This is a genomic window from Mesorhizobium sp. M0587, from assembly GCF_040320945.1.
Lineage (GTDB): Bacteria > Pseudomonadota > Alphaproteobacteria > Rhizobiales > Rhizobiaceae > Mesorhizobium.
Genome location: NZ_JAMYQP010000008.1, coordinates 57,671 through 83,292, shown reverse-complemented (window position 1 = coordinate 83,292; position 25,622 = coordinate 57,671). Strand labels below are relative to the sequence as shown.

Here is a 25,622-nt window from a genome sequence, read left to right as displayed (position 1 = left end):
CGTCATGCTCCCTTCATCACGCTGGCGGCATCCTGGACGGCACGCACGATCTTGTCATAGCCGGTGCAGCGGCAGAGATTGCCGGCCAGGCCGAAGCGGATTTCCTCCTCGGTCGGATCGGGGTTCTTGGCCAGCAGGTCCTTCGCCGCGATCAGGAAGCCGGGCGTGCAGATGCCGCATTGAAGTGCCGCGTGCTCGAGGAATTTCTGCTGCAGCGGATGCAGGCTGTCGCCATGCGCCATGCCCTCGATGGTCTCGACGCGCCGGCCCTCAGCCTCCGCGCCGAGCACCAGGCACGAGCACACCAGCCGGTTGTCGAGAATGATGCTGCAGGCGCCGCAATCGCCGGTGCCGCAGCCTTCCTTGGCGCCCGTCAGCCCCAGGCGATCGCGCAGGACGTCGAGCAGCGTCTCGTCCGGCTGGCAAAGATATTCGACGCTGTCGCCGTTGATTGTCGTTGAGACTGCTATACCAGCCATCATTTGCCTCCTGCACGTGCATAGGCGGTCGTGGCGGCCCGCTTGGCCAGCACGCCCGCAACCTTCCTTCTGAATTCGACGGTGCCCCGCTTGTCGTCGATCGGACGGCAAGCTCCCGAGCAGACCTTGGCGAGCCGCTCAAGCGTGGCTTCGTCCAGCTTGGAGCCGATGAGGACCTCGGCGGCCTCTTCGACCAGAAGCACCGTCGCCGCCACGGCGCCCAGCGCCACGCGGGCCGCTTTGACGACGCCTTGCTCATCGAGCGTCAAATTCACCCCGGCGCTGACCACCGCGATATCCATCTCCGTGCGTGGAATGAAACGCAAATAGGCATCGCCCGAACGCGGCGGGCGCCTGTCGAGCAGGATCGCCTCGATGATCTCGCCTTTGGCCAGCGACGTCTTGCCCGGCCCGGTCGGCACGCTCTCCACCGCAATGGTGCGCCTGCCTCCCGGCCCGACAACCAATGCCCTGGCACCGGCAGCCACCAGCGCCGGCACGCTGTCGGCCGCCGGCGAGGCGTTGCAGAGATTGCCTGATATGGTGCAGCGCCCCTGCACCTGCTTCGAGCCGATCAGCTTGGCCGCTTCGACAACGCCTGGCCACGCCTTCTTCAGGGCATCGCTTTCTCCCAGCACGGCGCAGGGAACGGCAGCACCTATGCTGAAGCCTTCCGCGGTTTCCTTGATCTCGCCGAGCCCGTCGATGCCCTTGATGTCAACGATCAGGTCGGGTTCGATAAAGCCGCCTTTCATCCTCACCAGCAGGTCGCTGCCTCCGGCGAGTATGGCGGCCGTGCCGGTTGAGCCGGCCAGCAGGCCAGCGGCATCTTCGATTGAAAGCGGACGTATGTAGCGCATCGTCTCCCCTTGAGTATCGCAATCTCATCGGCCGTTATAAAGGGTCTCCCCGTAATGGCCATCCTCTTCCTCAGTCCTGGCGATTGGGCCAGGCGCCGTAAAATCCAGTCCCAACCGAACTGAATTGGCGCCCTGTGAGGCGCACCCTGCCAGCGCCGCCAGCCAGGATGCCAGGAGTTGACGGGCCGGCGGACAACCGGTGCCGTTCATTCAATGCCCGAAGGCGAGCGGCGGCGCCAAGCGATCCCGGCGTAGCCAGCGCGCCAGCAACAAGGCCGCCACCACGGCGAGCCCGGTCGACAGGCCGATCCAGATGCCGACGCCATTGAAGCCGAAATGGAAGGCGAGCAGCACACCGAGCGGCAGGCCGACGCCCCAATAGCCGATCGCGGCGTAGATCATCGGCACCTTGGTGTCGTGCAGGCCGCGCAGCATGCCGGCGGCAACCGCTTGCGCGCCGTCGAAAACCTGGAACAGCGCGGCGAAGGCCAGGAACGAAACGGCAAGCGCGATCACCCTTGCATTGGCCGGGTTGGCGAGATCGATGAAGGCGCTGATCAATGGGTGCGGCCACAGGATCATCACCAGCCCCATCAGTGCCATGAACGAGACGCCGATGACAAAGGCCGTCCAGCCGGCGCGGGAAACACCTTCCGGATTGCCGGCGCCATGCGCAAGGCCGACGCGTACCGTTACCGCCTGGTTGAGGCCGAGCGGCACCATGAAGCTGATCGAGGCGATCTGGATGGCGATCGCATGCGCGGCCAGCGAATCCGCGTCGATCAGGCCCATCAGCAGCGCCGCCGCGTTGAAGATCGTCACCTCGAAGGCAAGGATGCCGGCGATCGGCAGGCCGAGCCGCAACAGCCCCTTGAAGCGCGGCCAGTCGGACCGCCAGAAGCGCCCGAACAGACGATAGCGCCGGAATTTCTTCTCCAGCATCACCACAACGGCCATGCCGGCGAACATCAGCGTGCTCGACAGTGACGTGGCAAGGCCCGAGCCGGCGATGCCCATCGAAGGCACGCCGAGATTGCCGAACATGAACAGCCAGTTGAAGAAGGCATTGCAGGCGACGGCGACGAAGACGATGACCAGCGCCCAGCCCGGCCGCTCCAGCGCCGAGATGAACGAACGCAGTACGATGTAGCCGTAGAACGGCAGCACCGCCCATTCCAGCCAGCGCAGATAGATGCCGGCCTGGTGCGCCAGCACGGGTTCCTGGCCCATGGCCAGCAGCAGGCTCTCGCCATGCCAGAGGAACATCCAGATCGGGATTGAGATCAGGATCGCCAGCCACAGGCCCTGGCGCACGGTGCGACGCAGGTCGCGCACCGAATAGCGGCGGCGGCCAAGCTCGGTCGCCATCATCGGCGACGTCGCCAGCATCAGGCCGAGGCCGAAGATCAGCGGCATGAAATAGAGATTGGCGCCAAGCGCGCCGCTGGCCAGCGTATCCGGCCCCAGCCGACCCATCATCATGACGTCGGTCGCTGTCATCGCGGTCTGGCCGAGATTGGTCAGCACCATGGGCCAGGCGAGCGCCAGCGTCGCCCGGATTTCCTGACGCCAAAGATTTTCCGGCGCGCGAGCGCCGGCTTCGATCGCAGACATTATTCCGCTCTTTCCGATTTGCGGCACGTCGGCACAGAGCCGGAAGCCGCATTGCAAACGGCAGAACCTTCGGTTCCGCAGCGTTTGCGTCAGCTTTTGGACGAAACGCGACATGAAGGCAAGGGAGGAGGACGGGAACAGATTGAGCCAGAGGGGCCGCTCAGGGTACGGAGGGCTCGCAACAGGAGGTCATTTCACTTGCAGACGGTGGACTGCTACGGATTGCATGGAGACGTGCCACCATAGATTCCGGTTTGCAGGAGGCAGGATGCAGTTCAAGCGCAGAAGGAACCCGGTCGCCACACTTCGGACGGCGCCGGCCTTCGAACATATCGTCACCGAGGCGAGCGACAGTTTTCTGTGGCGGCTCGACGATTATCCGTGGGAGCGCAACGTCTGGAATTTCCATCCGGAGTACGAAATCCACCTGCTGCGAAAATCCTCGGGCGTGGTTTTGGTCGGCGATCACATCGGCGAGTTCGGCCCGGGCTATCTGACGATCGTCGGTGGCGGGCTGCCGCATGACTGGGTGACGGCGGTGCAGCCGGGCGAGCTGATCGAAGGCCGTGACATCGTTCTGCAATTCGACGCCGAGAGGTTGCGTGGGTCGGCAGGCCTGCTGCCCGAATTGCGCGAGCTGGAACCGTTCCTGGAACGTTCTCTGCGTGGCATGGTCTTTCATGGCCACACCGCGCTGGAAGGCGCCGAGCTGATGGAGCGGATGGGCGAGGTTAGCGGGCTAACCAGGTTCTGTCTTTTCCTGCGCCTCGTGGATATTCTCGCCAGGACCGACGAATACGAATTGTTGTCTTCGCCGGATTTCTCGCCGGTCCTCGACGCAGCCTCCCTGGACATCGTCCAACGCACGCTGACCTACCTGTTCCAGCATTTCGCCGAGGATCTGAAGCTTCCGGAAGTGGCGGAACTGGCGGGAATGACCGAGAGCACATTCTCGCGTTTCTTCCAGAAGAATACCGGCAACAGCTTCAGCGACCACCTCGCCAAGCTCAGGCTCTGGCAGGCATGCAAGCTCTTGGCGGATACTGATATTCCGATCACCGACATCTGTTTTCAGGTCGGCTATATGAACATCTCGAACTTCAATCGCGCCTTCATGCGCAAGCATCGGATGACCCCGTCGTCCTATCGCCGGCTGTCTCGGCAACGGCTGACATTGCGAGCATAAGCGCATCCTAAAAATCACGTCCTGGAATTCGATCGATACTCGTGTGACAAGCTCCGCAAGTGGATGCCGGTTTTTGCGCCGCACAATGCATAAAAGTACAGGTCTGCTGCAACGAGGCCCCTAGCTTGGCCCGCCGCAACTCCGCATCTTGACGATGGGTGGCATGTCAATCGGGCGATGGTGAGGATCGCGTAGCCCGAGGACGTCTGCTTCCTGCGAAGTGTTCCTGGAGGAGAAAAGACCATGAAACCAATTCGGCTCGCTGCCAGCCTTGGCGCAGCTTTTATGCTTTCCATTGCCGTTTCCACCATTGCGTCGGCGCAGGCGCCGGTCTGTTCCGCGCCGGTCAAGGTGCTGGCGCAGCCGCGTGACGGCCTGACGCTTCTGGAGGACTCCAAGGACGAGTTCCAGAAGCTCGCCGGGGCGAGCTTCCAGATCGACTATCTGAACGAGAACGACCGCCGGGCGAAATCGCGCGCCGATGCATCCACCGTCGGCAACTACAATGTCTACTATGTCGACGAAGCCAACGTCGCGTTGTTCGCGTCGTCGAAATGGATCGTGCCGCTGACCGACTACTATCCGGCGGACTACGACTATGCCGACTTCGATCCGGGCCGCCAAAAGGTCGCCACCTATGACGGCAAGGTCTGGTTCGCGCCGCTGACCGGCGGCGGCGATTTGATGGTCTACCGCAAGGATGTCCTGGAGGCCGCGGGCATCCAGCCGCCGAAGACGCTGGACGAGCTGATCGCCGACGTGCCGAAGCTGACCGATCCGGACAAGGGCATGTACGGCATTGCGCTGCGCGGCGCCCGTGGCTCAGGCGCCAATGTCTGGCGCTGGATGCCCTTCTTCAAGGCCTATGGCGGGCAATGGTTCGACGGCGACAAGCCCGCCTTCAATTCGGACGCCGCCGTCAAGGCGACCGAAACCTATCTGAAGCTGTTCAAGGATTCGGCACCTGGCACGCAGACCGGCAGCTGGGATGAATCGACCGGCGCGTTCCTGTCGGGCCAGGTGGCGATCCTCGTCGAATCGACGCCGCTGTCGGGTATGTCGGTCGATCCGAAGACCTCGCAAGTGGTCGGCAAGATCGGCTTCCTGCCACCGCCGGCGCCGCTCACCGGCGGCGGTTACGGCCATGGTCTCGCCATCGCGGCAAAAGCCAATGCCGACGATGCGTCGAAGAAATGCGCCGGCCTGTTCGTCGCCTGGGCGACATCGAAGGAAAACGAGAAGCGGCGGCTCGACGCCCATCAGTTCGGTGAGCTGAACCGCACCAGCATCCTGTCCAGCAAGGAATTCGCCGATATCTACGGCGCCGATCTCGGCCAGGCGCTGGCCGAGACAGGCAAGGTCACGGCGGTCAACTTCTGGCAAGACCCGCGCTGGCCGGATCTCGGCGACCGCTGGGGCATCATCCTCGAAGAACTGGTCACCGGTACCCGCACCGACGTCAAGGGCGGCCTCAACGAGCTTGAAGCCTATGCCAACGATCTGGTGAAGAAATAAGCCATCCTCCCCCTGCGGCGCACGGTCCACGGCATTCGGTGGAATGCCGGGACCTGTGCGTCGCAGGCCCTTCCAACATGGCCGCTCGAGCAAGACTTCGCGCGAAAAAAGTCCAGCCATGTTCAATTGCTCGAGACGCAAGCCAGGATAGACAGATGCCTCGACGTTCCTCCTTGCCAATCACCTTTGTCGTGCCGACGCTCGCCATCCTGCTTGTCCTGTCGATGGTGCCGACGCTCTACGCGATCGTCATCGCCCTCCAGAACCGGGAGCTCAGCTCGGCAAACTATTCCTATGTCTGGTTCTCGAATTTCTACGACCTGTTCTTCGACCGGCGCTTTCTGAATGCCGTCTGGGTGTCGGTGAAATGGGAGATCGTCACCGTCGTCGCGACCATGGCCGTGGCGATCGGGCTGGGCGTGCTGATGTTCGAGGTCGCGTCGCCGCGCCTGCGCAATTTCTACTGCCTGCTGTTCATCATCCCGGTGCTGCTGCCGCGTGTCTCGGCGGCCTTCGTCTGGAAGTTCGCCTACCATCCGCTCTATGGCATCGCCACCTACCCCTACCGGCTGTTGACCGGCGGCCTGATCTTCGACCCGCTGTCCAAGCCGTCGACGGCGTTGTTCGCGGTCGCGTCGGTCGATGTCTGGCAATGGGGCCTGTTCTTCGCCGTCATCGTGTTGAAGCTGCTGGAAACGCTGCCGCCGCAGCCGATCGAGGCGGCTCGGCTCGATCATGCCAGGCGCTGGCAGATCCACGCCTATGTGACCTTGCCGATGCTGAAGGCGCCGCTGATCAGCCTGATGTTCGTCAAGATGATCGAATCGCTGCGCTCCTTCGACCTGATCTACGTGATGACCCGCGGCGGGCCTGGCGTGGCGACCGAGACGCTCGATATGTACGCGTTTTCGCAAGGCTTCATCGAGTCTGGCAAGGTGTCCTACGCCTCGGCCATGGCCGTGCTGATGATGATCGCCACCGTCATCACCTTCACCATGCTGTGGAAGCGGGTGCAGGCATGAGACCATATCGTATGAGACCGGGCCGCCTGATCGGCAAGACAGTGCTGGCATTCGCCGGTTTCGTGGCGGTGTTTCCGCTGCTGTGGACGGCGCTGAATTCGCTGAAGAACAACGTCGACATCATCACCCGCGTTCCGCGCCTGGTGTTCACGCCGACACTTGCCAACATCAACTATATCATCGGCCGCGACAGCGTCATGACCGGCCTCTACAATTCGGTCGTAGCCTGTGGCGTCGCGGTGCTGATCGGTGTGGTGCTCGGCCTGCCGGCCGCCTATGCGGTGGCGCGCTACCCGAACCGCTGGGCCGGCGACATCCAGTTCTTCGTTTTGTCGCTTCGCTTCCTGCCGCCGGTGGCGGTCGCCATCCCGCTGATGGTGATCTGGCTGCAACTCGGGCTCTACGACACGCTCGCCGCGCTGATCGTCACCTATTCGTTGCTCACCATCTCGGTGATCATGTGGCTCGCCATTCCCGCCTTCCAGGCCGTGCCGAAGGAAGTCGAGGAGGCCGCCTTCGTCGACGGCTACGGCGCCTATTCGGTGTTCTGGCGGATCGCGCTGCCGGTCGCGGCGCGTTCGCTGATCGGCGCGGTCGCTTTCAGCTTCGTGCTGGTCTGGAACGAGTTCCTGATCGCGCTGATGCTGTCGAGTTCCAACGCCAAGACCTTGCCGATTGTCGCCTCGGAACTGTCCCAGCAAGGCATGAACGTGCCGTGGGGCATCCTGAACGCCTCGGTCGTGCTTTTGTCGCTGCCGCCGCTTTTGTTTCTCGGCGTGCTCAGCGGCTTCCTGAATTCCGTTTTCCGGCAAAAAAAGACTTGAAGCGAGGACGACACGATGCGGGCATTGGTGCTTGAGAAAAAGGGCGAGCTGGCCTTGCGCGAGATCGCGTTGCCGCTCGATGTCGGGCCGGACGACGTCAGGATCGCCATCCATACGGTCGGCGTCTGCGGCAGCGACGTGCATTATTACACCCATGGCGCCATCGGCAGTTACGTCGTGCGCGCGCCGATGGTGCTCGGCCACGAAGCGTCCGGAACGATCATCGAAATCGGCGCCAATGTCAGGACGCTGAAGGTCGGCGATCGCGTCTGCATGGAGCCGGGCGTGCCGAACCTGTCGTCGCGGGCAACCAAGCTCGGCATCTACAATGTCGACCCGGACGTTACCTTCTGGGCGACGCCGCCGGTGCATGGGATTCTCGCGCCGCAAGCCGTGCATCCGGCCGCGTTCACCTACAAGCTGCCCGACAATGTCTCCTTCGCCGAAGGCGCGATGGTCGAACCGTTCGCGATCGGCATGCAGGCGGCTGCACGCGCGCGCATCGTTCCGGGCGACGTGGCGGTAGTCGTCGGCTGCGGCCCGATCGGCATCATGATCGCGCTGGCCGCCCTTGCCGGCGGTTGCTCGAAAGTGCTGATTTCCGACTTCTCCGCCCCCAAGCTCAAGATTGCTGGCCGGTATCCGGGCATCGTCCCGGTCAACATCGGCGAGCGGTCGCTGACCGAGGCGGTAGCAGCGGCGACCGACAATTGGGGGGCGGACATCGTGTTCGAGGCCAGCGGCAGCCCGAAGGCGTTCGCTAATCTGTTCGATGTCGTGCGCCCCGGCGGCGCGGTGGTCCTCGTCGGGTTGCCGGTAGAGCCGGTGGCGCTCAACGTGCCGGCGGCAATATCGAAGGAAGTGCGCATCGAGACGGTGTTCCGCTATGCCAATATCTTCGACCGCGCCTTGCAGCTCATCGCCTCCGGCAAGGTCGACCTCAATCCGCTGATCACCGGCACCTATGCCTTCGACGACAGCATCGAGGCGTTCGAGCGGGCGGCCGCCGGCAACCCGGAGGACGTCAAATTGCAGATATTGATTTCGAGCGAGAAGGCCTGACGACCATGTCCGCGATCGTCTGTTCCCATGTCGATAAATCCTATGGCGCCACGACCGTCATCCGCGACTTGAACCTTGCCATCGAGGATCACGAGTTCGTCGTTTTTCTCGGCCCGTCGGGCTGCGGCAAGTCCACCTTACTGCGGATGCTGGCCGGGTTGGAGGACATCAGCGGCGGCAAGGTGTCGATCGGCGGCAAGGTGGTCAACGATCTCGACCCGGGCGACCGCGGCATTGCCATGGTGTTCCAGAACTATGCGCTCTACCCGCATATGACGATCTTCGACAACATCGCCTTCGGCCTGAAGCGCCAGAAAGTGGCGAAGGCCGAGATACAGCAGCGCGTCGAGGCGGTGTCGAAGACGCTGGGCCTCGATCCCTATCTCGGCCGCAAGCCGGCCGAACTGTCCGGCGGCCAGCAGCAGCGCGTGGCGATCGCGCGGGCCATGATCAAGACGCCGAAGGTCTTCCTGTTCGACGAACCCTTGTCCAATCTCGACGCCAAGCTGCGCAACCACATGCGCGTCGAGATCGCGAGGCTGCACCAGTCGCTGAACACGACCACCGTCTACGTCACCCACGACCAGCTGGAGGCAATGACGCTCGCCGACCGCATCGTGCTGCTGCGGGACGGCAGGATCGAGCAGATCGGCTCGCCGGCGGAAATCTACGAGCGGCCAGGCAATCTGTTCGTCGCCGGGTTCATTGGGACGCCGAACATGAATTTCATCGACGTCACGGTAGCCCGAAAAGGAGACGGCTGGATGCTGACCAGTGGCGGAACCATCTTCACCATCGACGGCTCACGCTTCAAGCTTCAGCATGGCGAGGGCGCTGTGCTTGGTATCAGACCTCCGGACCTGAAGACCGCGAGCCGCGATGCCGGCCCGAACGTTCTCGAAGGCACGGCCGATCTCATCGAGTTCCATGGCAACGATGCGCTGGTGACTTTCGGGCTGGGCGGCAAGGAAATCAGCGCGCTGGTCCCCAGTCGCGCGTGCCCCGTCGTTCGCAGCGATGTTCGTTATACATTCGAGGAAGAGAGCCTGCATCTGTTCGACGCCAAGTCCGGAGTGTCCTTGCTGAGACAGTAGGAATTCGCCTCGTCACTCCTCCTCAGATGTTTGCGCTGCCCCTCACCTGCCTGCCCGTCCTCCGCAGCAGCTGCGCTGCAGCTGCGGAGGGTGGACCGGCATCCTCTCCCCGTACAGTGACGGGGCGAGGGGTGCTGTCATGAATGATTTCGCCAATCACCAACGTCGCAAAGAGAGCAGCGACGTTGCGGCCTGCTACTTTCTCCCCGTCATTATACGGGGAGAAATGCCCGGCAGGGCAATGAGGGGCGGCGGCGGCGCTGACAATTGGCGGCCTCCGCCCCAGTCGCAAAACTATCCCTACCGGATCGCGTCGAGCGCCTGGCGCTGCCTGTGCATCTCCAGAAACACGCGATAATCGCGGTCGAAGCGTCCGGCTGATGCCGGGTTCGACGCGCGCGTCCTGCCGCCTTGCTGCATGGCGAGACAGGCGGCGTTGAGATCGGGGAAGAGCCCGGCCGCCGTGGCGGCGACCATGCCGGTGCCGAGCAGCACCGCTTCGTCGGCCAGCGGCTCGATCACCGTGCAGCCGGTGGCATCGGCATAGAGCTCCATCAGCAGCGGGTTCTTGGTGTGGCCGCCGGTGACATGCAGCGTGTCGATGAGGTAGCCGTTCTCGTTCAGCGCCTCCAGCACGTGGCGCACGCCGAGCGCGATGCCGACGGCGGTGCGCCAGTAGAGCTTGCACAGGCTGTCGAAGGAGGAATCCAGCGTCAGTCCGCTGACCACGCCGACGGCATGCGGATCGGCGAGCGGCGAGCGGTTGCCGTGAAAATCCGGCAGCACGTGGAGCCTTGCGGCAAGGTTCTCGCCCTCTGTGGCGCGCAGTTCGGCGACGCGCCTGGCGATCTTGGCATGCATGGCGGCATCCGGCTCGCCGCCGGCGCCGTGCCAGCGGATAATGTGGTCGAGCAAGGCGCCGGTGGCCGACTGGCCGCCTTCCGACAGCCACAGCTTCGGCAGTGCCGCGCCGTAATATGGCCCCCAGACGCCGGCAAAAGGCTGCGGGTCGGGCGACATCGCCATGACGCAGCTCGACGTGCCGGCGATCAGCGCCAGATGGCGGCCGATATTCTGCTCGTCGCCGGCAAAGCCGCCCAGCACGCCGAGGGCCCCGGCATAGGCGTCGATGACGCCGGCGCCGACCCGGCATTTCTCCGTCAGGCCAAGCTCGACTGCTGCTTGGGCCGTCAACTGACCGATATCGCTGCCGACCGGACTGGCCCTTTCAGGCAGATTGCCATGTTCGAAGAGATCGCCGAGGCCGACGATGTCGAAGAAATCAAGTCGCCATGCGGCCTTCTCATGCGCCAGATAGGTCCATTTGGCGGTCAGCGTGCATTGCGAACGGGCCAGCGAGCCGGTCGCTTGCCAGGTAAGGAAATCGGTGAGGTCGAATAGAGTGCCGGCCTGAGCCCACGTCTCCGGGAGGTTGCGCTTCAGCCACATCAGCTTCGGCGTCGCCATCTCCGGCGACATCACGCCGCCGATATAATCGAGCACGGCGTGGCCGCTCGCCGTGCATTCGTCGGCCTCGGCGATGGCGCGATGGTCGAGCCAGACGATGGTGTCCCAGCGCTTTTCGCCGGTCACCGAAACGCTGAGCTGGCCGCCTTGCCGGTCACGCACCACCAGCGAGCAGGTGGCATCGAAGGAGATGCCGACGACATCTTCGGCGGCGACACCGGCCTTTTCGCGCGCGGCGCGCACGGCAATGCAGACGGCGGACCAGATGTCGCGCGAATCATGCTCGGCATGATCGGCCTTCGGCTGATGCATCGCGATCGGATGCTCGGCGCGGCCGAGCAAGCTGCCTTTGGTGTCGAGAATGCCCGCGCGGGCGCTCCCGGTGCCGACATCGACCGCGCAAACGAACTGCTGTTTCGTCAAGATGTTCTTGCTCTCGCTCCCAGGCCTGCAATCAGATCGGGCAATTGCAGCATGTCAGCGAATATAAAGTCCGGTTCACTCGACGCAAGCCGCGCTTTCAATGCCGGATTGCCGGCATGCGTGCCGCCGGTGAAGGCAAAGACGCGCATATCCGCCGCACGCGCCGCGGCGACGCCGGCGGGGCTGTCCTCGATGACGAGACATTTGCGCGGATGCGCCCGCATGGCGGCGGCGGCATGGAGGAAAAGGTCGGGCGCCGGTTTGCCGCGCGGCACCATGGCGGCGCTGAACAGATGCGGCTCCATCAGCCCAAGCAGCCCGGTGACGTCGAGCGCATAGCGGATGCGTTCCAGCGTGCCCGAGGAGGCAACGCAGAACGGCAGGCCGAGCTTCGGCAACATCTGCTTGACGCCGGGTATCGGCTTCAGCTCCTCACGGAACTTTCGCATGAGATCGACCCGCATCGCGGTGAGATGCTGATCGCTGATCTCAAGGCCGAAGTCGCGGGCGAGGATCTCGCGCACGCTTTTCATGCTCTTGCCGAGGAAATGTTCGTAGGCGGCATCCTCGCCGACGCTGCCGCCAGCGAGTTCGATCATGCCCAGCAGCGCCGAGACCGACAGCGCCTCGCTGTCGACCAGCACGCCGTCACAGTCGAAGATGACCAGGTCAGGCGCCATAATATCGAATGCGCTCAGAGCTGGCCGGCGAGATAGCGCGTCAGCGTGGCGCGCGTGCCATTTGCCCATAGCACATTGAGCGCGTGAGCGAAGGCCTCGACAAACGCCGTGGCACGGCCGACGTCGCCATAGGTATCCTCCATGGCAAGCCAGGCGGCGGGCGCGTCTTTTGCCGCCTTCGCCGTCGCCTGCAGCCGGTCCCAGCTCGGGTCGTTGGGCTCAATGGCGGCGCCGCTGTCCGTCGTGCCGTAGCAGTATCGGCACCAAAGGGCCGATTCCAGCGCCAGTCCGGCGACACCTTTTCCCGCTTTCAGCCGGTCGGCGATGGTCGGGATGATGAATTTCGGCTGGCGGTTGGAGCCGTCGAGGCAGAGCCGGCGCACCGTGTCGCCGATCTTGGGATTGGAAAAGCGGCTTTCGATGAGCTGATAATACTCCTCCAGAACGGTGTCCGGAACCGGCGGCACGGTCGGGATGATTTCTTCCCGTTCGAGTTTTGCCAGAAAGCCGGCGACCAATGGCTCCTGCATCGCCTCATGGACGAAATGGATATCCATCAACCCGGCTGGATAGGCGATGGTGGCGTGGCCGCCATTGAGGATGCGGATCTTCATCAACTCGTACGGCGCAACGTCTTTGACGAACTGCACGCCGACCTTTTCCAGCGGCGGGCGACCGTCGGTGAAATGGTCCTCCAGCACCCATTGCCGGAACGGCTCGCAGAACACCGGCCAGTTGTCTTCGACGCCAAAGTCTTTGGCCAGGATGCCGCGCTCGCGATCTGACGTGGCGGGCGTAATGCGATCGACCATGCCGTTCGGAAAGGCGACATGATCCCCGACCCAGCTTGCCAGATCCTCGTCGATCAGACGGGCAAGGCCGATGACGCCGTCGGAGGTGACATGGCCGTTGTGGGGGATGTTGTCGCAGGACATCACGGTGAACGGCACTGTGCCCTCGTCGCGGCGGCGCACCAGTCCGGCGAGGATGATGCCGAACACCGTCTTCGGTGTCGCGCCTGCTTGCGCGTCGGCGACGATGTCGGGGTGGGTAGGGTTGAAGACGCCGGAGGCCGGGTCGATGAAATAGCCGCCTTCGGTGATGGTCAGCGACACGATCTTGATCGCCGGGTCGGCAAGCCGCTCGACGATGCCGGCGGCATCCCCCGGCGTCAGGAAGTCGATCATGGAGCCGGTGACGCGGGCGCTCATATGGCCGCTATCCTGCTCGACCACGGTAGTCAGCCAGTCCTGCTCCTCCAGTCTGGCGCGGCCGGCCTTCTCGCCCTCGAACACGCCGGCGCCGACCAGCGCCCAATCATGGCCGATGCCCGAATTGAACAGGTCGTCGAGATAGACCGCCTGGTGCGAGCGATGGAAATTGCCGACGCCGAAATGAACGATGCCGGCCCTCAATTTGGAGCGGTCGTATTTCGGACCGGCGACGTTGGCGGGCAGGTTCGCGAGATTGGAAGAAGAGAGTTTCACAGTCATGTTTTTCGACCCTTTTTGGCCAGGCTACGGCCTTCGTCATTCCCGCTCTCCCCGTCCTTCGCGGGAAGAGGATAAGATGAGGGGCGGCGCTTCCCTTCCGAGGTCGATGCCGCCCACCATCTGCGTGCTGGCCTCTTCTCCCGTGGAGGTACGGGAAGAAGAGGCCGCCCCGCCCTCAACTCATCCACTGGCCGCCGTCGACATTGTAGGTCTGGGCGACGATGTATTCGGCGTCGGCGCTGGCGAGGAACACCGCCATGCCGGCAAGGTCCTGGGCCGTGCCCATACGGCCATAGGGAACCGCCTCGCCAACCAGCTTCTTCTTCTCGCCTTTCGGCCGGTTTTCATATTTGGCGAACAGCGCATCGACATGATCCCAATGCTCGCCGTCGACGACACCCGGCGCGATGGCATTGACGTTGATGCGATGCTTGATCAGGTCGAGCCCCGCCGACTGGGTCAGCGAGATGACGGCGGCCTTGGTCGCGCAGTAGACGCCGACCAGCGCTTCACCACGTCGTCCGGCCTGGCTCGCCATGTTGATGATCCTGCCGCCCTTGCCCCGCGCGATCATCGAGCGCGCGGCCGCCTGGAGCATAAACAGCGTTCCGGCGACGTTGACGGAGAACAGCTTTTCATAGCTCGCCCTCGATATCTCGACGATCGGCGCGAGATCGAACAAAGCGGCATTGTTGATCAGGATGTCGAGGCCGCCGGTCCTGGTCTCCACCGCTCCTACCGCTGCGTCGATGGAGGCCTGGTCGGTGACGTCGAGCTTTACGGCATAGGTCTTGCCGCCGATCTCGCCAGCCGCCTTCTCGGCAGCTTCAAGGTTGATGTCGGCAATCGCCACCGTAGCGCCTTCGCGCGCATAGGCTTCGGCGAAAGCCTTGCCGATGCCGCGCGCCGAACCCGTGATCAGCGCAGATTTGCCGGCCAGTCGCATGCTCACATCGCCTTCCCGTCGGCGCCGAAGCGATGCAGCTTGGTCTTGTCTGGGGTCAGGTAGATGGTGTCGCCATGGCGCACCGCGAGTTCGCCGTCGGCGCGCACCGTCAGCGGACCGACGCCATCGGCCTGGACGTGCAGGAACGTGTCGGAGCCGAGATGCTCGGCAACGCCGACCGTTGCCTTCCAATCGCCTGCCGTCGTCGAAATCTGCATATGCTCGGGACGGATGCCGATCGTCTTGGCACCATTTTTGGCGGCCGGCGCGCCTTCGATCAGGTTCATCTTCGGCGACCCGATAAAGCCGGCGACGAACAGGTTGCGCGGCGTCTTGTAGAGCTCCATCGGCGAGCCGACCTGCTCGATATTGCCGGCGTTCAGCACGACGATCTTGTCGGCCATGGTCATGGCTTCGACCTGGTCGTGGGTGACGTAGATCATCGTCGTCTTGAGCTGATGATGCAGTTCGCTGATCTCCAGCCGCATGGTGCCGCGCAGCGCGGCGTCGAGGTTGGACAACGGCTCGTCGAACAGGAAGGCCGATGGCTGGCGCACGATGGCGCGGCCGATGGCCACGCGCTGGCGCTGGCCGCCGGAGAGTTGGCCGGGCCGGCGCTCGAGATAGTTGGTCAGGTTAAGCACGCGTGCCGCGTCCTTCACCTTCCTGTCTATGGTCGCCGGATCCTCGCCGGCCATCTTCAGCGGGAAGGCGATGTTCTTGGCCACCGTCATGTGCGGATAGAGCGCGTAGGACTGGAACACCATGGCCAGCTTCCGCTTGGCCGGCGCCTCGCCGGTCACGTCACGGCCGTCGATGTTGATGGTGCCGCCGCTTGTGTCCTCCAGCCCGGCGATCAGCCGCAACAGCGTTGACTTGCCGCAACCCGACGGGCCGACGAAGACGACGAACTCGCCATTCTCGATCACCAGGTCGAGGCCGGGGATGATGGACGTCGATCCGAAGGATTTGGAGACGTTCTTGAGCGTGATGTTTCCCATGATTTCCTCCCCGAGGGCTATTGTCCGGCGTCTGTCGCTTGTGGCGGTATTACTTCACGGCACCAAATGTCAGGCCGCGCACCAGCTGCTTCTGGCTAAACCACCCCATGATCAGGATCGGCGCGATGGCCAACGTCGAGGCGGCCGAAAGCTTGGCCCAGAACAGGCCTTGCGGGCTGGAGAAGGAGCTGATGAAGGCCGTCAGCGGCGCTGCTTCCGTGGTGGTCAGCCGGATTGTCCAGAACGCCTCGTTCCAGGCCAGGATGATGTTCAGGAGCATGGTCGAGGCGATACCCGGCACGGCCATGGGCGTCAGCACATAGACGATCTCGTTCCACAGCGAGGCGCCGTCCATGCGTGCCGCTTCCAGGATCTCGCCCGGGATTTCGCGAAAATAAGTGTAGAGCATCCACACCACGATCGGCAGGTTGATCAGCATCAGCATGATCATCAGGCCGATGCGGCTGTCGAGCAGGCCGGTGTCGCGGAAGATAAGATAGATCGGGAACAGCACGGCGACCGCCGGCATCATCTTGGTGGACAGCATCCACATTAGTATGTCCTTGGTCCGCTTGGTCGGCGAGAAGGCCATCGACCATGCCGCCGGGATGGCGACCAGCAAGGCAATGATGGTCGAGCCGACCGAGAGCAGCACCGAGTTGAAGAAGAACTTGAAATAGCCGTTCTGCGCCTGGACCTCGGAATAGCTCTCGAACGTCCCGGACGGGATCAGGTTGAAGCCCTGGATCGCCTCCTGCTCCGATTTGAACGACGTGACGATCGTATAGAGGATCGGGAAGAAGATCAGCAGGGCGACGATCCAGGCGGCCGCGGTCGCGATCGTCTTGTGCCGGGTGGTGACTGCACGTGCCATGTTGTCCTCCCTTATCTGTCCAGGTTCTTGCCGACGGCGCGCATGGCGAAGAAGGCGACGATGTTGGCGAGAATGACGGCGATCACACCGCCCGCGGATGCCTGGCCGATTTTGAACTCCAGCAACGCCTTCTGGTAGACGAGGAAGGGCAGGTTGGTGGAAGCGTATCCCGGACCGCCATTGGTGGTGACGAGGATCTCGGCATAGACGGAAAGCAGGAAAATCGTCTGGATCAGGATGACGACGGTGATGGCGCGCGACATGTGCGGCAGTGTCAGATAGATGAAGCGGCTGACGAAGCCGGCGCCGTCCATCTCGGCGGCTTCCTTCTGCTCGCCGTCGAGCGATTGCAGCGCGGTGAGCAGGATCAATGTCGCGAAAGGCAGCCACTGCCAGGCGACGATGATGATGATCGCCAGCATCGGGTGTTGCCCGAACCAGTCGATCGGCTGCACGCCGAAGAAGCGGGCGATATCGGCGAACACCCCGTATTGCGGGTGCATGATCATGTTCTTCCAGACCAATGCGGCCACCGGCGGCATGACGAAGAACGGCGATATGACGAGGATGCGGACGATCCCTTGTCCCCACATCGGCTGATCGATCAGCAGCGCCAGCAGGATGCCGCCGATCACCGTGATCAACAGCACGCTGACCACCAGCGTGAGGGTGTTGAGGATCGACTGAAGGAAAGCCGGATTGGAATAGAACAGCGAATAATTGGAGAAGCCGACGAACCCGTCGCGGATCGGGTTGAGCGGATTGTACTGCAGAAAGGAAAACCACAGGGTGAAGAGCAGCGGAACAATCATCCAGACGAACAACAACACCACTGCTGGCGCCATCATGAAACGGGCAAGCGAACGGGTCTGCTGAGTAGCCATGACGGTCACCCTTCAAGGATCGGACGGAATTTTCTCGAACTGTCGAAAGTGGCCGCCCGAACTGGGTTTCGGGCGGCCGTTGCCGGCCATGGTCGGCGACCGGCCTTAGGCACCGGGAGGGGCCTTACTTGATATAGCCGCCTTCGGTCATTGTCGCGGTGGCGGCGTCCTGGGCCTGCTTCAAGGCATCGTCGACGCTCGACTGTCCGGCAAGAGCCGCGGAGAAGAGCTGGCCGACGGTGGTGCCAAGTCCCTGGAACTCGGGGATGGCGACGAACTGGACGCCGACATAGGGCACCGGCTTGACGGTCGGATGCGTCGGGTCGGCGGCGTTGATGGAGTCCAGCGTCATCTTGGCGAACGGAGCCGCCTTCTGGTAGTCGGGGTTGGCGTAGAGCGAGGAGCGCGTGCCCGGAGGAACGTTGGCCCAGCCTTCCTTCGAAGCGACCAGTTCAGCATAGTGCTTGCTGGTTGCCCATGACACGAATTTTTCGGCGGCATCGGCCTTCTGGGTGCCGGCGGGGATAGCCAGCGACCAAGCCCACAGCCAGTTGCCGCGCTTGCCCAGGCCATTGTCTGGAGCCAGCGCATAGCCGACCTTGTCGGCGACCTGCGATGCCTTCGGGTCGGACACGAAGGAGGCGGCGACGGTTGCGTCGATCCACATGCCGCATTTGCCCTGCTGGAAGAGTGCCAGGTTTTCGTTGAAGCCGTTGGAGGACGCGCCCTCCGGTCCGTCGGCCTTCATCAGGTCGACATAGAACTGCAATGTGTTCTTCCATTCCGGCTGGTCGAACTGCGGCTTCCAGTTCTCATCGAACCAGCGGGCGCCGAAGGAATTCGACATCGCCGTCAGGAAGGCCATGTTCTCGCCCCAGCCGGCCTTGCCGCGCAGGCAGACGCCGTTCACGCCATTGGCGCGATCGGTCATCTTGTCTGCCGCCTGTTTGATGAAATCCCAGGTCGGCGCGTCGGGCATCTTCAAGCCCGCCTTCTCGATCAGGTCCTTGCGGTACATGACGAAGGAGCTCTCGCCGTAGAATGGCGCGGCATAGAGCTTGCCGTCGACCGAGAGGCCGCCGGCGATGGCCGGAATGATGTCCTTGGTGTCGTAGTCGTCGCCGAGCTTGTCGAGCGGCAACAGCCAGCTCTGCTTGGCCCAGATCGGAACTTCGTAAGTGCCGATGGTCATCACGTCGTACTGGCCACCCTTGGTGGCGATGTCGGTGGTGACGCGCTCGCGCAGCACGTTTTCCTCGAGCGTGACCCAGTTGAGCTGGATGTCGGGGTTGGCCCTGGTGAAGTCGTCGGTCAGCTTCTGCATGCGGACCATATCGCCATTGTTGACGGTGGCGATGGTGATGGATTCGGCGTGGGCGGCGAACGCAAGCGCGCTGGTCGAGCACAAGCCCAGGATGAGCGTACGAAGTTTCATCAAATTCCTCCCATGAACCAAGATGAGCATTTGCCTTGGCTGTGGGCAATTACTCACTTGGTGTTAATTATGTCAAGCCGGATTCGATGCTGCAGCGCAGCACTGGCTGACGCCGGCGGGCAAGGAGCGCGTGGAAATTGCAGGGCTGGTCTCAGCCGCCGCACGGATATCGGGCAACGACAGCAATGCTTCGGGATTTGTATTAGGCTGCCCCTCAGCAGGCGATCTCGGCCAGCAGCCAGTCGCGGAAGGCGCGGATCTTCGGCAGGTTGCGGCGCGCCTCCGGATAGACCAGCCAAAAGGCGTGGCCGTCGTCGCCAACCAGATCGAAAGGCTGGATTAGGCGGCCGTCGGCCAGCTCCGCCTTGAACAGTGCCCTGGTCAGGATTGCCACGCCATGGCCGGCGATTGCCGCATTGGCCTCGTAGGCCTGTGCGCCCATGCTGCTGCCCGGCCGCCTGGCAAGGTCGTGCGAGTGCACGCCGGCAGCTTCGAACCACTGCGTCCACCAGATGTCGCCGGGATCGAGGATCGGCAGCCGCAACAGGTCCGCCGGTTCCTTGATGCCGCCGATGCTCGCCGCGAGCTTGGGGCTCAGCATCGGCGTGAAATCGGCATCGAAAAGCTTGTGCGCTTCCAGCCCCGGCCATTTACCGCCGCCCGAACGGATGGCGAGGTCGATATCCTCGCGGGCAAAATCCGTCAGCCGGCTCGACGTGTCGAGCCGCACGGCAAGTGACGGATGAGCGATCTGGAACGAGCCCAGATGGTGCGCCAGCCAGTTCGAGGCAAAGGTCAGCACCGTGCTCACGCACAGCAATCCATCGGCTCCCGCGCGCGCCGCGGCATAGGCCTGACCGAGAATGGCGAAGGCCTCGCTGACCGCAGGCGCAAGGCGCTGTCCGGCTTCGGTCAGCGCCACCTGGCGCGGCCGCCGCAGGAACAGCGGCCCGCCCACCCGCTCCTCCAGCACCTTGATCTGATAGCTGACCGCTGCCTGTGTCATGCCGAGTTCCTCGGCGGCCTTGGTGAAGGAAAGCTGCCGCGCCACCGCTTCGAACACCCGGATCGCTTGCAGCGGCGGTAGCTGCGAAACCTGTCGCGAGCTCAGGTCAGGCATAAAGCCTCCTTATGGGTCATTATCGACGTTCGATTGGCAAAGGCGGCCGGCAAGACCGACATTCATCGTTACCCGTCATCAGGGTTCAGGATAGCGAAGGTTGACGATCATGACCATGGCGCAGCAAAAGTGCAGTCCCACTCCCGATCATCGCTGGATTTCGTGGCTTTCGGACGGATTCGGCTGGTTCGCGATCAGAAAACGCGCGCATCTCGACATACGGGATCTGTCGCCGCATCTGCTACGGGACCTCGGTTTCCTCGATGGCAACGATCCTTTCGGGCGGCATGGATAGCCCGGCTGGCCTTATCGCAAATCGCGCGCCGCGCCGCCACGGCGCCCCATGCGATGGCAGTCCGGCATCATGCGCCGGCCAGCAGGGCCGCGGCCGTCCGTTCGTCGGTGATGAGCCCGTTGACCAGCCGGCGGTTAACGGCCGCCAGGATGCCCGGCAGCTTGCGTTCGCCCATCGCGAGCGCGATGACCAGCGACTTCTCGCGTGACGGCAGCGACGCCGACGACACGCGGTCGTTGGTGATGCCTTCGATCATCCGTCCGTCGCGATCGAACACCCAGCCGACGATCTCGGCAATGCCTCCAGCCTTTTGCAGCGCCTTCAGCTCCGCTTCGGAAATGAAGCCGTCCTCGTAGAGCGGCGCCTTCGGACCGAGATCGCCGATGCCGACGAAGGTGACGTCGGCCTCGGCGGCAAGCGCCAGCGTCGGCTGGATCATCGGCTGGTTAAGCAGCATCTCGCGCTCCTGCGGCGAGGAGGCGATGACCGGCAGCGGCATCGGGAAGGACCGCGCCTTGACCCTGTCGGCCATGGTGAAGATGACGTTGTAAAAGGCGGCCGAACCGTCCGGCGAGATGTTGCCGGTCAACGATACCACCTTGTGCTGCGGGCATTCCATCGGCGGCAATTGTTCGATCGCCGCTTTCAGCGTGCGGCCGGTCCCGATCGCAAGCACGATCGGAGTTGGTGATCTCAGCCGTTTTTCGATCTCGGCGGCGGCTGCCTCCGCGATGCCGATCGTCGTCGACGAGGAGGTGGGATCGCTCGGCACCACCTCGACCAGGTCGAGCGCGAAGCGGGATTTCAGCCGGCTCGCCAGATCGAGGCAGTTGGCGATCGGATGGTCGACGCGGACCTTGATCAGGCCTTCCGACACCGCCAGCGACACCAGCCGCTGTGCCGTCTGCCGCGAGATGCCGAGCGTGGCGGCGATCTGGTCCTGCGTGTTGCCGGCAACATAATAAAGCCAGCCGGCGCGCGCCGCCTCGTCCAGCCTGTTGCTGCCGCTATCCTGCCGGGTATTCACGTCCTGCCTCCCGAAACCGCCAGTCATCAGGGCGGCCCGTCCTACTTTCGCAGGGAACAGGCTGCTGCGCAATTGTCAATCTCCAGGGCAATTGCTTGCCTCGGCCGGTGCACGGCTCGGCCGGAACGTCTTCGGCCTGCGCATCCCGCGGCAGGGAAAAGGACGTTTTTCCATCCGGGCAGGCGGCACGTTCTGCCGCCCGGATGGTTTATCTCCCGAGGCAAACCCTTTAAGGGAACGCAAAAAGGAGCGTTGCATGACACCGAAAGCGGTTTTCTGGGACATGGACGGCACGCTGGTGGACAGCGAACCGCTGCACGAAGCAGCCCTGGTGGCGGCGATGCGCTATGTCGGCCTCACGCCCCCACCCGACCTGCACGAACGCGTTCTCGGCGTCGCTGCCTGGCCGGTCTACCTGATGATGCGCGACGAGTTCGGCCTGGATCTGCCCTTCGACGAGTGGATCGTTCACAAATACGAGCACTATCTGCCGCTTGTCGCGACCTTGAAGCCGCGCCCCGGCGCGATCGAGATCTTCAACGAATTGCGCGGGCTTGGCGTGCAGCAAGCCGTGGTTTCGAATTCGGACCGGATGATCGTCGACGCCAATCTGCGCATGGTCGGAATGATCTATCCCGGCATGAAGACGATCAGCCGCAACGACGTGCGCGAAGGCAAGCCACACCCCGAGCCGTTCCTGCGCGCCGCCTATCTCGCCGATGTCGATCCCGCGCAGGCGGTGGCGATCGACGACAGCTGGCCGGGCGCCATGGCGGGGCTGGCGGCGGGCATGAAGACGATCTTCTGGCCTGAAAAGCCGATGGAAGGGCCGCCGGGTGCCATCGTCATCAGCAGCGCCGGGGAATTGCGCAGAGAACTGGGGCTCTGAGCTAAGCGCTGGTCGACCCCCACTCCGTCTCGGCTTCGCCGAGCCACCTCTCCCCCGATCGACGGGGGAGAGGAAGGGCGCCAAGCTTTTTTTTCATCAACGCTCGTCTAGCAACGCTCCCTTCCTTTCCCTCCGGAGGGGGGAAAGGTGGCGCTGCGAAGCAGCGACGGATTGGGGGAACCACCTGGCAATCAAGCCTCGGGCCGGTCGTTCACGCCGGTCACAAAAGATGGATAGCGTAGCGTAAACGGCGAGAAGGAAGAGTCCGGCTTTAATTCCGATAAACCGGCTCCTGCTCGTCGAGGATCGCTTTCAACTCGCTGAGATGGCGTTCGGCCTGGCCGGGATAGTCGTCCATCTCGCTCGCCGCCTTTTCCGCAATTTCGTCGGAAAGCGTGCGCAGCGGGCGGCCGGTCCACAGCGCCTTGATGTATGTCTCGGCGGCGCGTTCGAAATAGAACATGCGGTTGAAGGCGTCGGCGACCGTGTCGCCGATGACCAGCACGCCGTGATTGCCCATCACCATCACCTTGACCTTGGGGTCGGCAAGGAGTTGCGAGCAGCGCTCGCCTTCCTCCTCGAAGGCCAGCCCGCCATAATGCGCGTCGACGACATGGCGGTTGAAGAACATCGCCGAATTCTGGTCGATCGGCGGCAGGCGAGAATCGGCGAGCGAAGCCAGAACCGTGGCGTGGATCGAGTGCACATGCATGACGCAGCGCGCGTGGGTAACGTTGCGATGGATGGCGCCGTGCAGGCCCCAGGCCGTCGGGTCGGGCGCGTCGGGGCCGGACAGCGTGTCGGGGTCGTTGGCATCGATCTCGATCAGGTCGCTCGCCTTGATGCGCGAGAAATGCACCTGGTTGGGGTTCATCAGGAACTTCGTTCCGTCGTCGTTGACGGCCAACGAGAAATGGTTGGCCACGGCCTCGTGCATGTTGAGCCTTGCCGTCCAGCGGAAGGCGCAAGCGAGATCGACACGCTCCGCGTAGAACGGCAGGTTGCTCAGCGTTTCCTTTTGCAGGCGGGCGATGCTCATCGAAAATCCTCCGGTTTTGGAGAGAATGCCGTGCCGGCCGCCGGCCAGCAACGGCAAACTGGTGGCGCAGTTGTCAGGCGGCCGAACGGGCGGAATGCAGTCCGCCATGCTCGACGATGAAATCGATGACCGCCTGGAGCCCCTTGCCGCGCGACAGGTCGGTGAAGCCGAACGGACGCTTGCCGCGCATGCGGCCGGCGTCGCTCTCCATGACATCCAGGTTGACGTTCACATAAGGCGCCAGATCGCTCTTGTTGATGACCAGGAAATCGGAGCGGGTGATCGCCGGCCCGCCCTTCCTTGGGATCTCCTCGCCCTGGCAGACCGAGATGACATAGAGCGTCAGGTCGGCGAGATCCGGCGAGAAAGTGGCGGCGAGATTGTCGCCGCCGGATTCGATGAAAACGATGTCGAGATCCGGAAATTTCCGGTTCATCTCGGCGATCGCCTGCAGATTGATCGAGGCGTCCTCACGGATGGCCGTATGCGGGCAGCCGCCGGTCTCTACCCCCATGATGCGATCTTCCGGCAGCGCCTGCAGCCGGGCCAACATCATGGCGTCTTCCTTGGTGTAGATGTCGTTGGTGACGACGGCGATCGAGAATTCGTCGCGCAGCGCCTTGCACAGCTTTTCGGTCAATGTCGTCTTGCCCGAGCCGACCGGGCCGCCAATGCCGACGCGCAGCGGACCATTTTTCTGTGTCATGCGGGAAACTCCGTGATGGCAAGGACGGCAAAGCCGAGCCCGATCAGCAGGCACAGCGGCGAATAGTAGCGCAGGTCGAGTCGCGCGAAAGGCTGCTCCGGCGCCAGCCGCCGCCACCAGGGCGTGAAACCGACAATGCCTCGCCCCAGGAACACCAAGCCGATGAGCAGCGAGGTGGCGGCGAGCCCTTCCCTGGGGAAGGGCGAAGCAAACACGCCTTCAAGCGCCAGCGGCCACAGCGTGGCTAGGCAAAGGCACGTCGCAACGGCGAAACTGGCCAAGGGCGTCGGCATTTCATCGACGCCACGAAAGCCGACGACGGCGCGGGCGCAAGAGGCGGCATCCTTGCCCGGCCAGATGCCGCCGATACCCCAATAGACATGCAATGCGGTGATCAGCAGCAGGACGGACGAGAGCATGAAGGCGAGGAGGATCATGAGCGGAACAATCGCGAGTATTGGGTTTCGTGTTTCATTGCCATGACATCGGAAACGAAGGCGCAGCCGCCGAGATCGTCCAATGTCGAGCGAGTGGCGCGGGCAGCGGTCGACAATGCCAGCGGCTCGAAGCCGGCAAGCAGTGCCGTGGCCCCGCTCTGGCCGACAATGCCGAGCCTGATGGCCGCCTGCACGAGGTTTGAGAAGAAGGTTTGCAGGAAGGCGGACAGCGCGTCTTGAAGCGCAATGCCGTTGCCGCCGGCAAGGGCACCGACAGCGACGCAATAGGCGCATTCGGCCGGCAAGCGCTCCAGCACTGGGTTGGGCCAGGCCGCTGCCGCTTTCAGGAAAGCGGCGCCTTGCAGCATTGTCTCGGCGTGGCGCTCGCGTGAGCCGGCGAGCCCCTCGGCCAGTGCCGCTACTTCGTTGAGATCGCCGGCATGCCGGGCGCGGTGCCAGCTCTCGGCGAACAGCACCGAGTCGTTCCAGCCCGAGCCCATTTCGACCAATGTCTCCAGCCAGCCGGCAAGGCTGCCGGCATCGTCGACCAGCCTGTCATGCACCGCCCGCTCAAGACCATGGCTGTAGGAAAAGCCGCCGACCGGAAAGGCCGGCGACAGCCACGCCATCAGCCGCAGCAGGGCGACGGTGGACGGCTGGTCAGTCATGGTCGTGATGATGGCCTGCATGGGAATGCGAATGGGAATGCGCTTCGCCATGCGCGTGGGAATGCGCTTCGGCGTGGCTATGCGCGTGGCCGTGATCATGGCCGTGATCCGCATGGCCGGAATAGGCGCCGCGCACCGGCTTGAACGGCTCGGAGACGTCCGTCACCGTGGCGCCGAGCCCCTCCAGCATCGCCTTGATGACATGGTCGCGCAGGATGAGAATGCGGTGCGCCTCGATGCTCGCGGCGAGATGCCGGTTACCGATATGCCAGGCGAGTTCGGCCAGGTGCACGGCATCGCGGGCGCGGATGTCGTAGACCTCTTCCGGTGCCGCGACGATCTCGACCTGGCCGCCGTCTTCGAGCACCAGCCGGTCGCCATCGTTCAGGGTGACGGGTTCGGGCAGGTCGACCAGCACTCTGCTGCCGTCGGCAAGTTCGATAGCCCGGCGACGCAGATGCCGCTCGTCATGGGCGAGCACTGCACGGCCCGACGGCGCGGCGGCTCCCGCATTGCCGGCGGTCAGAACCGAGACGGCGCGCGGGAATTTGGTGAAATCGGTCTTGATGTCGAGCTTCATCG

General features: G+C 63.5%; 26 protein-coding genes. 8 read left to right on the top strand and 18 right to left on the bottom strand.

What is annotated here, in order from left to right:
• Nucleotides 1-2: 2 nt before the first annotated feature.
• The 3 genes from NKI49_RS09935 to NKI49_RS09925 form a co-directional block, all read right to left on the bottom strand.
• Nucleotides 3-479 carry a (2Fe-2S)-binding protein gene (locus NKI49_RS09935; RefSeq protein ID WP_352602775.1) on the bottom strand — a complete coding sequence of 159 codons (477 nt, stop codon included), beginning with the start codon at nucleotides 477-479 and terminating at the stop codon, nucleotides 3-5.
• The gene (locus tag NKI49_RS09930) at nucleotides 479-1,339 is read right to left on the bottom strand and encodes an FAD binding domain-containing protein (protein WP_352602773.1); all 861 of its coding nucleotides are present in this window, start codon (nucleotides 1,337-1,339) and stop codon (nucleotides 479-481) included. The genes NKI49_RS09935 and NKI49_RS09930 overlap by 1 nt, the downstream gene beginning before the upstream one ends.
• Before the next feature lie 210 nt (nucleotides 1,340-1,549).
• Nucleotides 1,550-2,953 carry an MATE family efflux transporter gene (locus NKI49_RS09925; RefSeq protein WP_027028276.1) on the bottom strand — a complete coding sequence of 468 codons (1,404 nt, stop codon included), beginning with the start codon at nucleotides 2,951-2,953 and terminating at the stop codon, nucleotides 1,550-1,552.
• A 268-nt stretch (nucleotides 2,954-3,221) separates the two neighbouring features.
• Between NKI49_RS09925 and NKI49_RS09920 the strand changes: the two genes are divergently transcribed.
• From NKI49_RS09920 to NKI49_RS09895, 6 genes are all read left to right on the top strand, one after another.
• Nucleotides 3,222-4,139: an AraC family transcriptional regulator gene (locus tag NKI49_RS09920; RefSeq protein WP_352602770.1), complete on the top strand. Its 918-nt coding sequence runs from the start codon at nucleotides 3,222-3,224 to the stop codon at nucleotides 4,137-4,139.
• Between the two features lie 243 nt (nucleotides 4,140-4,382).
• Nucleotides 4,383-5,654 carry an ABC transporter substrate-binding protein gene (locus NKI49_RS09915; protein ID WP_502899522.1) on the top strand — a complete coding sequence of 424 codons (1,272 nt, stop codon included), beginning with the start codon at nucleotides 4,383-4,385 and terminating at the stop codon, nucleotides 5,652-5,654.
• Between the two features lie 155 nt (nucleotides 5,655-5,809).
• Nucleotides 5,810-6,676, top strand: coding sequence for a carbohydrate ABC transporter permease (locus NKI49_RS09910; RefSeq protein WP_352602768.1), 867 nt, complete (start codon nucleotides 5,810-5,812; stop codon nucleotides 6,674-6,676).
• An 11-nt stretch (nucleotides 6,677-6,687) separates the two neighbouring features.
• Nucleotides 6,688-7,500, top strand: coding sequence for a carbohydrate ABC transporter permease (locus NKI49_RS09905; protein WP_352602766.1), 813 nt, complete (start codon nucleotides 6,688-6,690; stop codon nucleotides 7,498-7,500).
• Between the two features lie 15 nt (nucleotides 7,501-7,515).
• Nucleotides 7,516-8,562 carry an NAD(P)-dependent alcohol dehydrogenase gene (locus NKI49_RS09900; protein WP_352602764.1) on the top strand — a complete coding sequence of 349 codons (1,047 nt, stop codon included), beginning with the start codon at nucleotides 7,516-7,518 and terminating at the stop codon, nucleotides 8,560-8,562.
• A 5-nt stretch (nucleotides 8,563-8,567) separates the two neighbouring features.
• Entirely contained in the window at nucleotides 8,568-9,656 is a 1,089-nt protein-coding gene (locus NKI49_RS09895) for an ABC transporter ATP-binding protein (RefSeq protein WP_352602762.1), read from the top strand.
• Between the two features lie 300 nt (nucleotides 9,657-9,956).
• Here NKI49_RS09895 and NKI49_RS09890 read toward each other — a convergent pair whose 3' ends face one another.
• The 9 genes from NKI49_RS09890 to gcvA all read right to left on the bottom strand — a co-directional run bounded on the left by NKI49_RS09890 (nucleotide 9,957) and on the right by gcvA (nucleotide 19,979).
• Complete coding sequence (locus NKI49_RS09890; protein WP_352602759.1) at nucleotides 9,957-11,546, bottom strand: FGGY-family carbohydrate kinase; 1,590 nt, start codon at nucleotides 11,544-11,546, stop codon at nucleotides 9,957-9,959.
• A complete protein-coding gene (locus NKI49_RS09885) occupies nucleotides 11,543-12,226 on the bottom strand; it encodes an HAD family hydrolase (protein WP_352602756.1) in 684 nt (227 codons plus the stop codon). Before NKI49_RS09885 ends, NKI49_RS09890 begins: the two co-directional genes overlap by 4 nt.
• 14 nt (nucleotides 12,227-12,240) lie before the next feature.
• The gene (locus NKI49_RS09880; protein ID WP_352602754.1) at nucleotides 12,241-13,719 is read right to left on the bottom strand and encodes a mannitol dehydrogenase family protein; all 1,479 of its coding nucleotides are present in this window, start codon (nucleotides 13,717-13,719) and stop codon (nucleotides 12,241-12,243) included.
• A 175-nt stretch (nucleotides 13,720-13,894) separates the two neighbouring features.
• Complete coding sequence (locus NKI49_RS09875) at nucleotides 13,895-14,665, bottom strand: L-iditol 2-dehydrogenase (protein ID WP_352602823.1); 771 nt, start codon at nucleotides 14,663-14,665, stop codon at nucleotides 13,895-13,897.
• Nucleotides 14,666-14,667: 2 nt separating this feature from the next.
• Nucleotides 14,668-15,666, bottom strand: coding sequence for an ABC transporter ATP-binding protein (locus NKI49_RS09870; protein ID WP_352602752.1), 999 nt, complete (start codon nucleotides 15,664-15,666; stop codon nucleotides 14,668-14,670).
• A 49-nt stretch (nucleotides 15,667-15,715) separates the two neighbouring features.
• Nucleotides 15,716-16,540 (bottom strand): carbohydrate ABC transporter permease, encoded by an 825-nt coding sequence (locus NKI49_RS09865; protein WP_352602750.1) that lies wholly within the window; start codon nucleotides 16,538-16,540, stop codon nucleotides 15,716-15,718.
• Nucleotides 16,541-16,551: 11 nt separating this feature from the next.
• The gene (locus NKI49_RS09860; RefSeq protein ID WP_352602748.1) at nucleotides 16,552-17,424 is read right to left on the bottom strand and encodes a carbohydrate ABC transporter permease; all 873 of its coding nucleotides are present in this window, start codon (nucleotides 17,422-17,424) and stop codon (nucleotides 16,552-16,554) included.
• Nucleotides 17,425-17,548: 124 nt separating this feature from the next.
• The gene (locus NKI49_RS09855) at nucleotides 17,549-18,859 is read right to left on the bottom strand and encodes an ABC transporter substrate-binding protein (protein WP_352602746.1); all 1,311 of its coding nucleotides are present in this window, start codon (nucleotides 18,857-18,859) and stop codon (nucleotides 17,549-17,551) included.
• Between the two features lie 214 nt (nucleotides 18,860-19,073).
• Nucleotides 19,074-19,979, bottom strand: a complete 906-nt coding sequence (gene gcvA, locus NKI49_RS09850) for a transcriptional regulator GcvA (RefSeq protein WP_352602744.1) — start codon at nucleotides 19,977-19,979, stop codon at nucleotides 19,074-19,076.
• Between the two features lie 109 nt (nucleotides 19,980-20,088).
• Between gcvA and NKI49_RS09845 the strand changes: the two genes are divergently transcribed.
• Nucleotides 20,089-20,274 (top strand): hypothetical protein, encoded by a 186-nt coding sequence (locus NKI49_RS09845; protein ID WP_027028260.1) that lies wholly within the window; start codon nucleotides 20,089-20,091, stop codon nucleotides 20,272-20,274.
• A 67-nt stretch (nucleotides 20,275-20,341) separates the two neighbouring features.
• Here the strand turns inward: NKI49_RS09845 and NKI49_RS09840 are convergent, their stop codons facing one another.
• The gene (locus NKI49_RS09840) at nucleotides 20,342-21,301 is read right to left on the bottom strand and encodes a sugar-binding transcriptional regulator (protein WP_352602741.1); all 960 of its coding nucleotides are present in this window, start codon (nucleotides 21,299-21,301) and stop codon (nucleotides 20,342-20,344) included.
• A 256-nt stretch (nucleotides 21,302-21,557) separates the two neighbouring features.
• Between NKI49_RS09840 and NKI49_RS09835 the strand changes: the two genes are divergently transcribed.
• A complete protein-coding gene (locus NKI49_RS09835; protein WP_352602739.1) occupies nucleotides 21,558-22,190 on the top strand; it encodes an HAD family hydrolase in 633 nt (210 codons plus the stop codon).
• A 271-nt stretch (nucleotides 22,191-22,461) separates the two neighbouring features.
• Here NKI49_RS09835 and NKI49_RS09830 read toward each other — a convergent pair whose 3' ends face one another.
• From NKI49_RS09830 to ureE, 5 genes are all read right to left on the bottom strand, one after another.
• Complete coding sequence (locus NKI49_RS09830) at nucleotides 22,462-23,229, bottom strand: class II aldolase and adducin N-terminal domain-containing protein (protein ID WP_352602737.1); 768 nt, start codon at nucleotides 23,227-23,229, stop codon at nucleotides 22,462-22,464.
• Between the two features lie 73 nt (nucleotides 23,230-23,302).
• Nucleotides 23,303-23,935 carry an urease accessory protein UreG gene (gene ureG, locus NKI49_RS09825; protein ID WP_352602735.1) on the bottom strand — a complete coding sequence of 211 codons (633 nt, stop codon included), beginning with the start codon at nucleotides 23,933-23,935 and terminating at the stop codon, nucleotides 23,303-23,305.
• A complete protein-coding gene (locus NKI49_RS09820) occupies nucleotides 23,932-24,372 on the bottom strand; it encodes a DUF3995 domain-containing protein (RefSeq protein ID WP_352602733.1) in 441 nt (146 codons plus the stop codon). Before NKI49_RS09820 ends, ureG begins: the two co-directional genes overlap by 4 nt.
• Nucleotides 24,369-25,040: an urease accessory protein UreF gene (locus tag NKI49_RS09815; RefSeq protein WP_352602821.1), complete on the bottom strand. Its 672-nt coding sequence runs from the start codon at nucleotides 25,038-25,040 to the stop codon at nucleotides 24,369-24,371. Before NKI49_RS09815 ends, NKI49_RS09820 begins: the two co-directional genes overlap by 4 nt.
• The gene (gene ureE, locus NKI49_RS09810; RefSeq protein ID WP_352602731.1) at nucleotides 25,033-25,620 is read right to left on the bottom strand and encodes an urease accessory protein UreE; all 588 of its coding nucleotides are present in this window, start codon (nucleotides 25,618-25,620) and stop codon (nucleotides 25,033-25,035) included. The genes NKI49_RS09815 and ureE overlap by 8 nt, the downstream gene beginning before the upstream one ends.
• Nucleotides 25,621-25,622 lie beyond the last annotated feature (2 nt).

Excerpts from the sequence above, each read along its gene's own strand:
- NKI49_RS09880 (WP_352602754.1), bottom strand. The coding sequence starts at position 13,719 with ATGACTGTGAAACTCTCTTCTTCCAATCTCGCGAACCTGCCCGCCAAC.
- NKI49_RS09865 (WP_352602750.1), bottom strand. The coding sequence starts at position 16,540 with ATGGCACGTGCAGTCACCACCCGGCACAAGACGATCGCGACCGCGGCC.
- NKI49_RS09875 (WP_352602823.1), bottom strand. The coding sequence starts at position 14,665 with ATGCGACTGGCCGGCAAATCTGCGCTGATCACGGGTTCGGCGCGCGGC.
- NKI49_RS09925 (WP_027028276.1), bottom strand. The coding sequence starts at position 2,953 with ATGTCTGCGATCGAAGCCGGCGCTCGCGCGCCGGAAAATCTTTGGCGT.
- ureG (WP_352602735.1), bottom strand. The coding sequence starts at position 23,935 with ATGACACAGAAAAATGGTCCGCTGCGCGTCGGCATTGGCGGCCCGGTC.
- ureE (WP_352602731.1), bottom strand. The coding sequence starts at position 25,620 with ATGAAGCTCGACATCAAGACCGATTTCACCAAATTCCCGCGCGCCGTC.
- NKI49_RS09920 (WP_352602770.1), top strand. The coding sequence starts at position 3,222 with ATGCAGTTCAAGCGCAGAAGGAACCCGGTCGCCACACTTCGGACGGCG.
- NKI49_RS09830 (WP_352602737.1), bottom strand. The coding sequence starts at position 23,229 with ATGAGCATCGCCCGCCTGCAAAAGGAAACGCTGAGCAACCTGCCGTTC.
- NKI49_RS09885 (WP_352602756.1), bottom strand. The coding sequence starts at position 12,226 with ATGGCGCCTGACCTGGTCATCTTCGACTGTGACGGCGTGCTGGTCGAC.
- NKI49_RS09900 (WP_352602764.1), top strand. The coding sequence starts at position 7,516 with ATGCGGGCATTGGTGCTTGAGAAAAAGGGCGAGCTGGCCTTGCGCGAG.
- NKI49_RS09915 (WP_502899522.1), top strand. The coding sequence starts at position 4,383 with ATGAAACCAATTCGGCTCGCTGCCAGCCTTGGCGCAGCTTTTATGCTT.
- NKI49_RS09815 (WP_352602821.1), bottom strand. The coding sequence starts at position 25,040 with ATGACTGACCAGCCGTCCACCGTCGCCCTGCTGCGGCTGATGGCGTGG.
- NKI49_RS09855 (WP_352602746.1), bottom strand. The coding sequence starts at position 18,859 with ATGAAACTTCGTACGCTCATCCTGGGCTTGTGCTCGACCAGCGCGCTT.
- NKI49_RS09835 (WP_352602739.1), top strand. The coding sequence starts at position 21,558 with ATGACACCGAAAGCGGTTTTCTGGGACATGGACGGCACGCTGGTGGAC.
- NKI49_RS09820 (WP_352602733.1), bottom strand. The coding sequence starts at position 24,372 with ATGATCCTCCTCGCCTTCATGCTCTCGTCCGTCCTGCTGCTGATCACC.
- NKI49_RS09935 (WP_352602775.1), bottom strand. The coding sequence starts at position 479 with ATGGCTGGTATAGCAGTCTCAACGACAATCAACGGCGACAGCGTCGAA.
- NKI49_RS09895 (WP_352602762.1), top strand. The coding sequence starts at position 8,568 with ATGTCCGCGATCGTCTGTTCCCATGTCGATAAATCCTATGGCGCCACG.
- gcvA (WP_352602744.1), bottom strand. The coding sequence starts at position 19,979 with ATGCCTGACCTGAGCTCGCGACAGGTTTCGCAGCTACCGCCGCTGCAA.
- NKI49_RS09930 (WP_352602773.1), bottom strand. The coding sequence starts at position 1,339 with ATGCGCTACATACGTCCGCTTTCAATCGAAGATGCCGCTGGCCTGCTG.
- NKI49_RS09860 (WP_352602748.1), bottom strand. The coding sequence starts at position 17,424 with ATGGCTACTCAGCAGACCCGTTCGCTTGCCCGTTTCATGATGGCGCCA.
- NKI49_RS09845 (WP_027028260.1), top strand. The coding sequence starts at position 20,089 with ATGACCATGGCGCAGCAAAAGTGCAGTCCCACTCCCGATCATCGCTGG.
- NKI49_RS09910 (WP_352602768.1), top strand. The coding sequence starts at position 5,810 with ATGCCTCGACGTTCCTCCTTGCCAATCACCTTTGTCGTGCCGACGCTC.
- NKI49_RS09905 (WP_352602766.1), top strand. The coding sequence starts at position 6,688 with ATGAGACCGGGCCGCCTGATCGGCAAGACAGTGCTGGCATTCGCCGGT.
- NKI49_RS09870 (WP_352602752.1), bottom strand. The coding sequence starts at position 15,666 with ATGGGAAACATCACGCTCAAGAACGTCTCCAAATCCTTCGGATCGACG.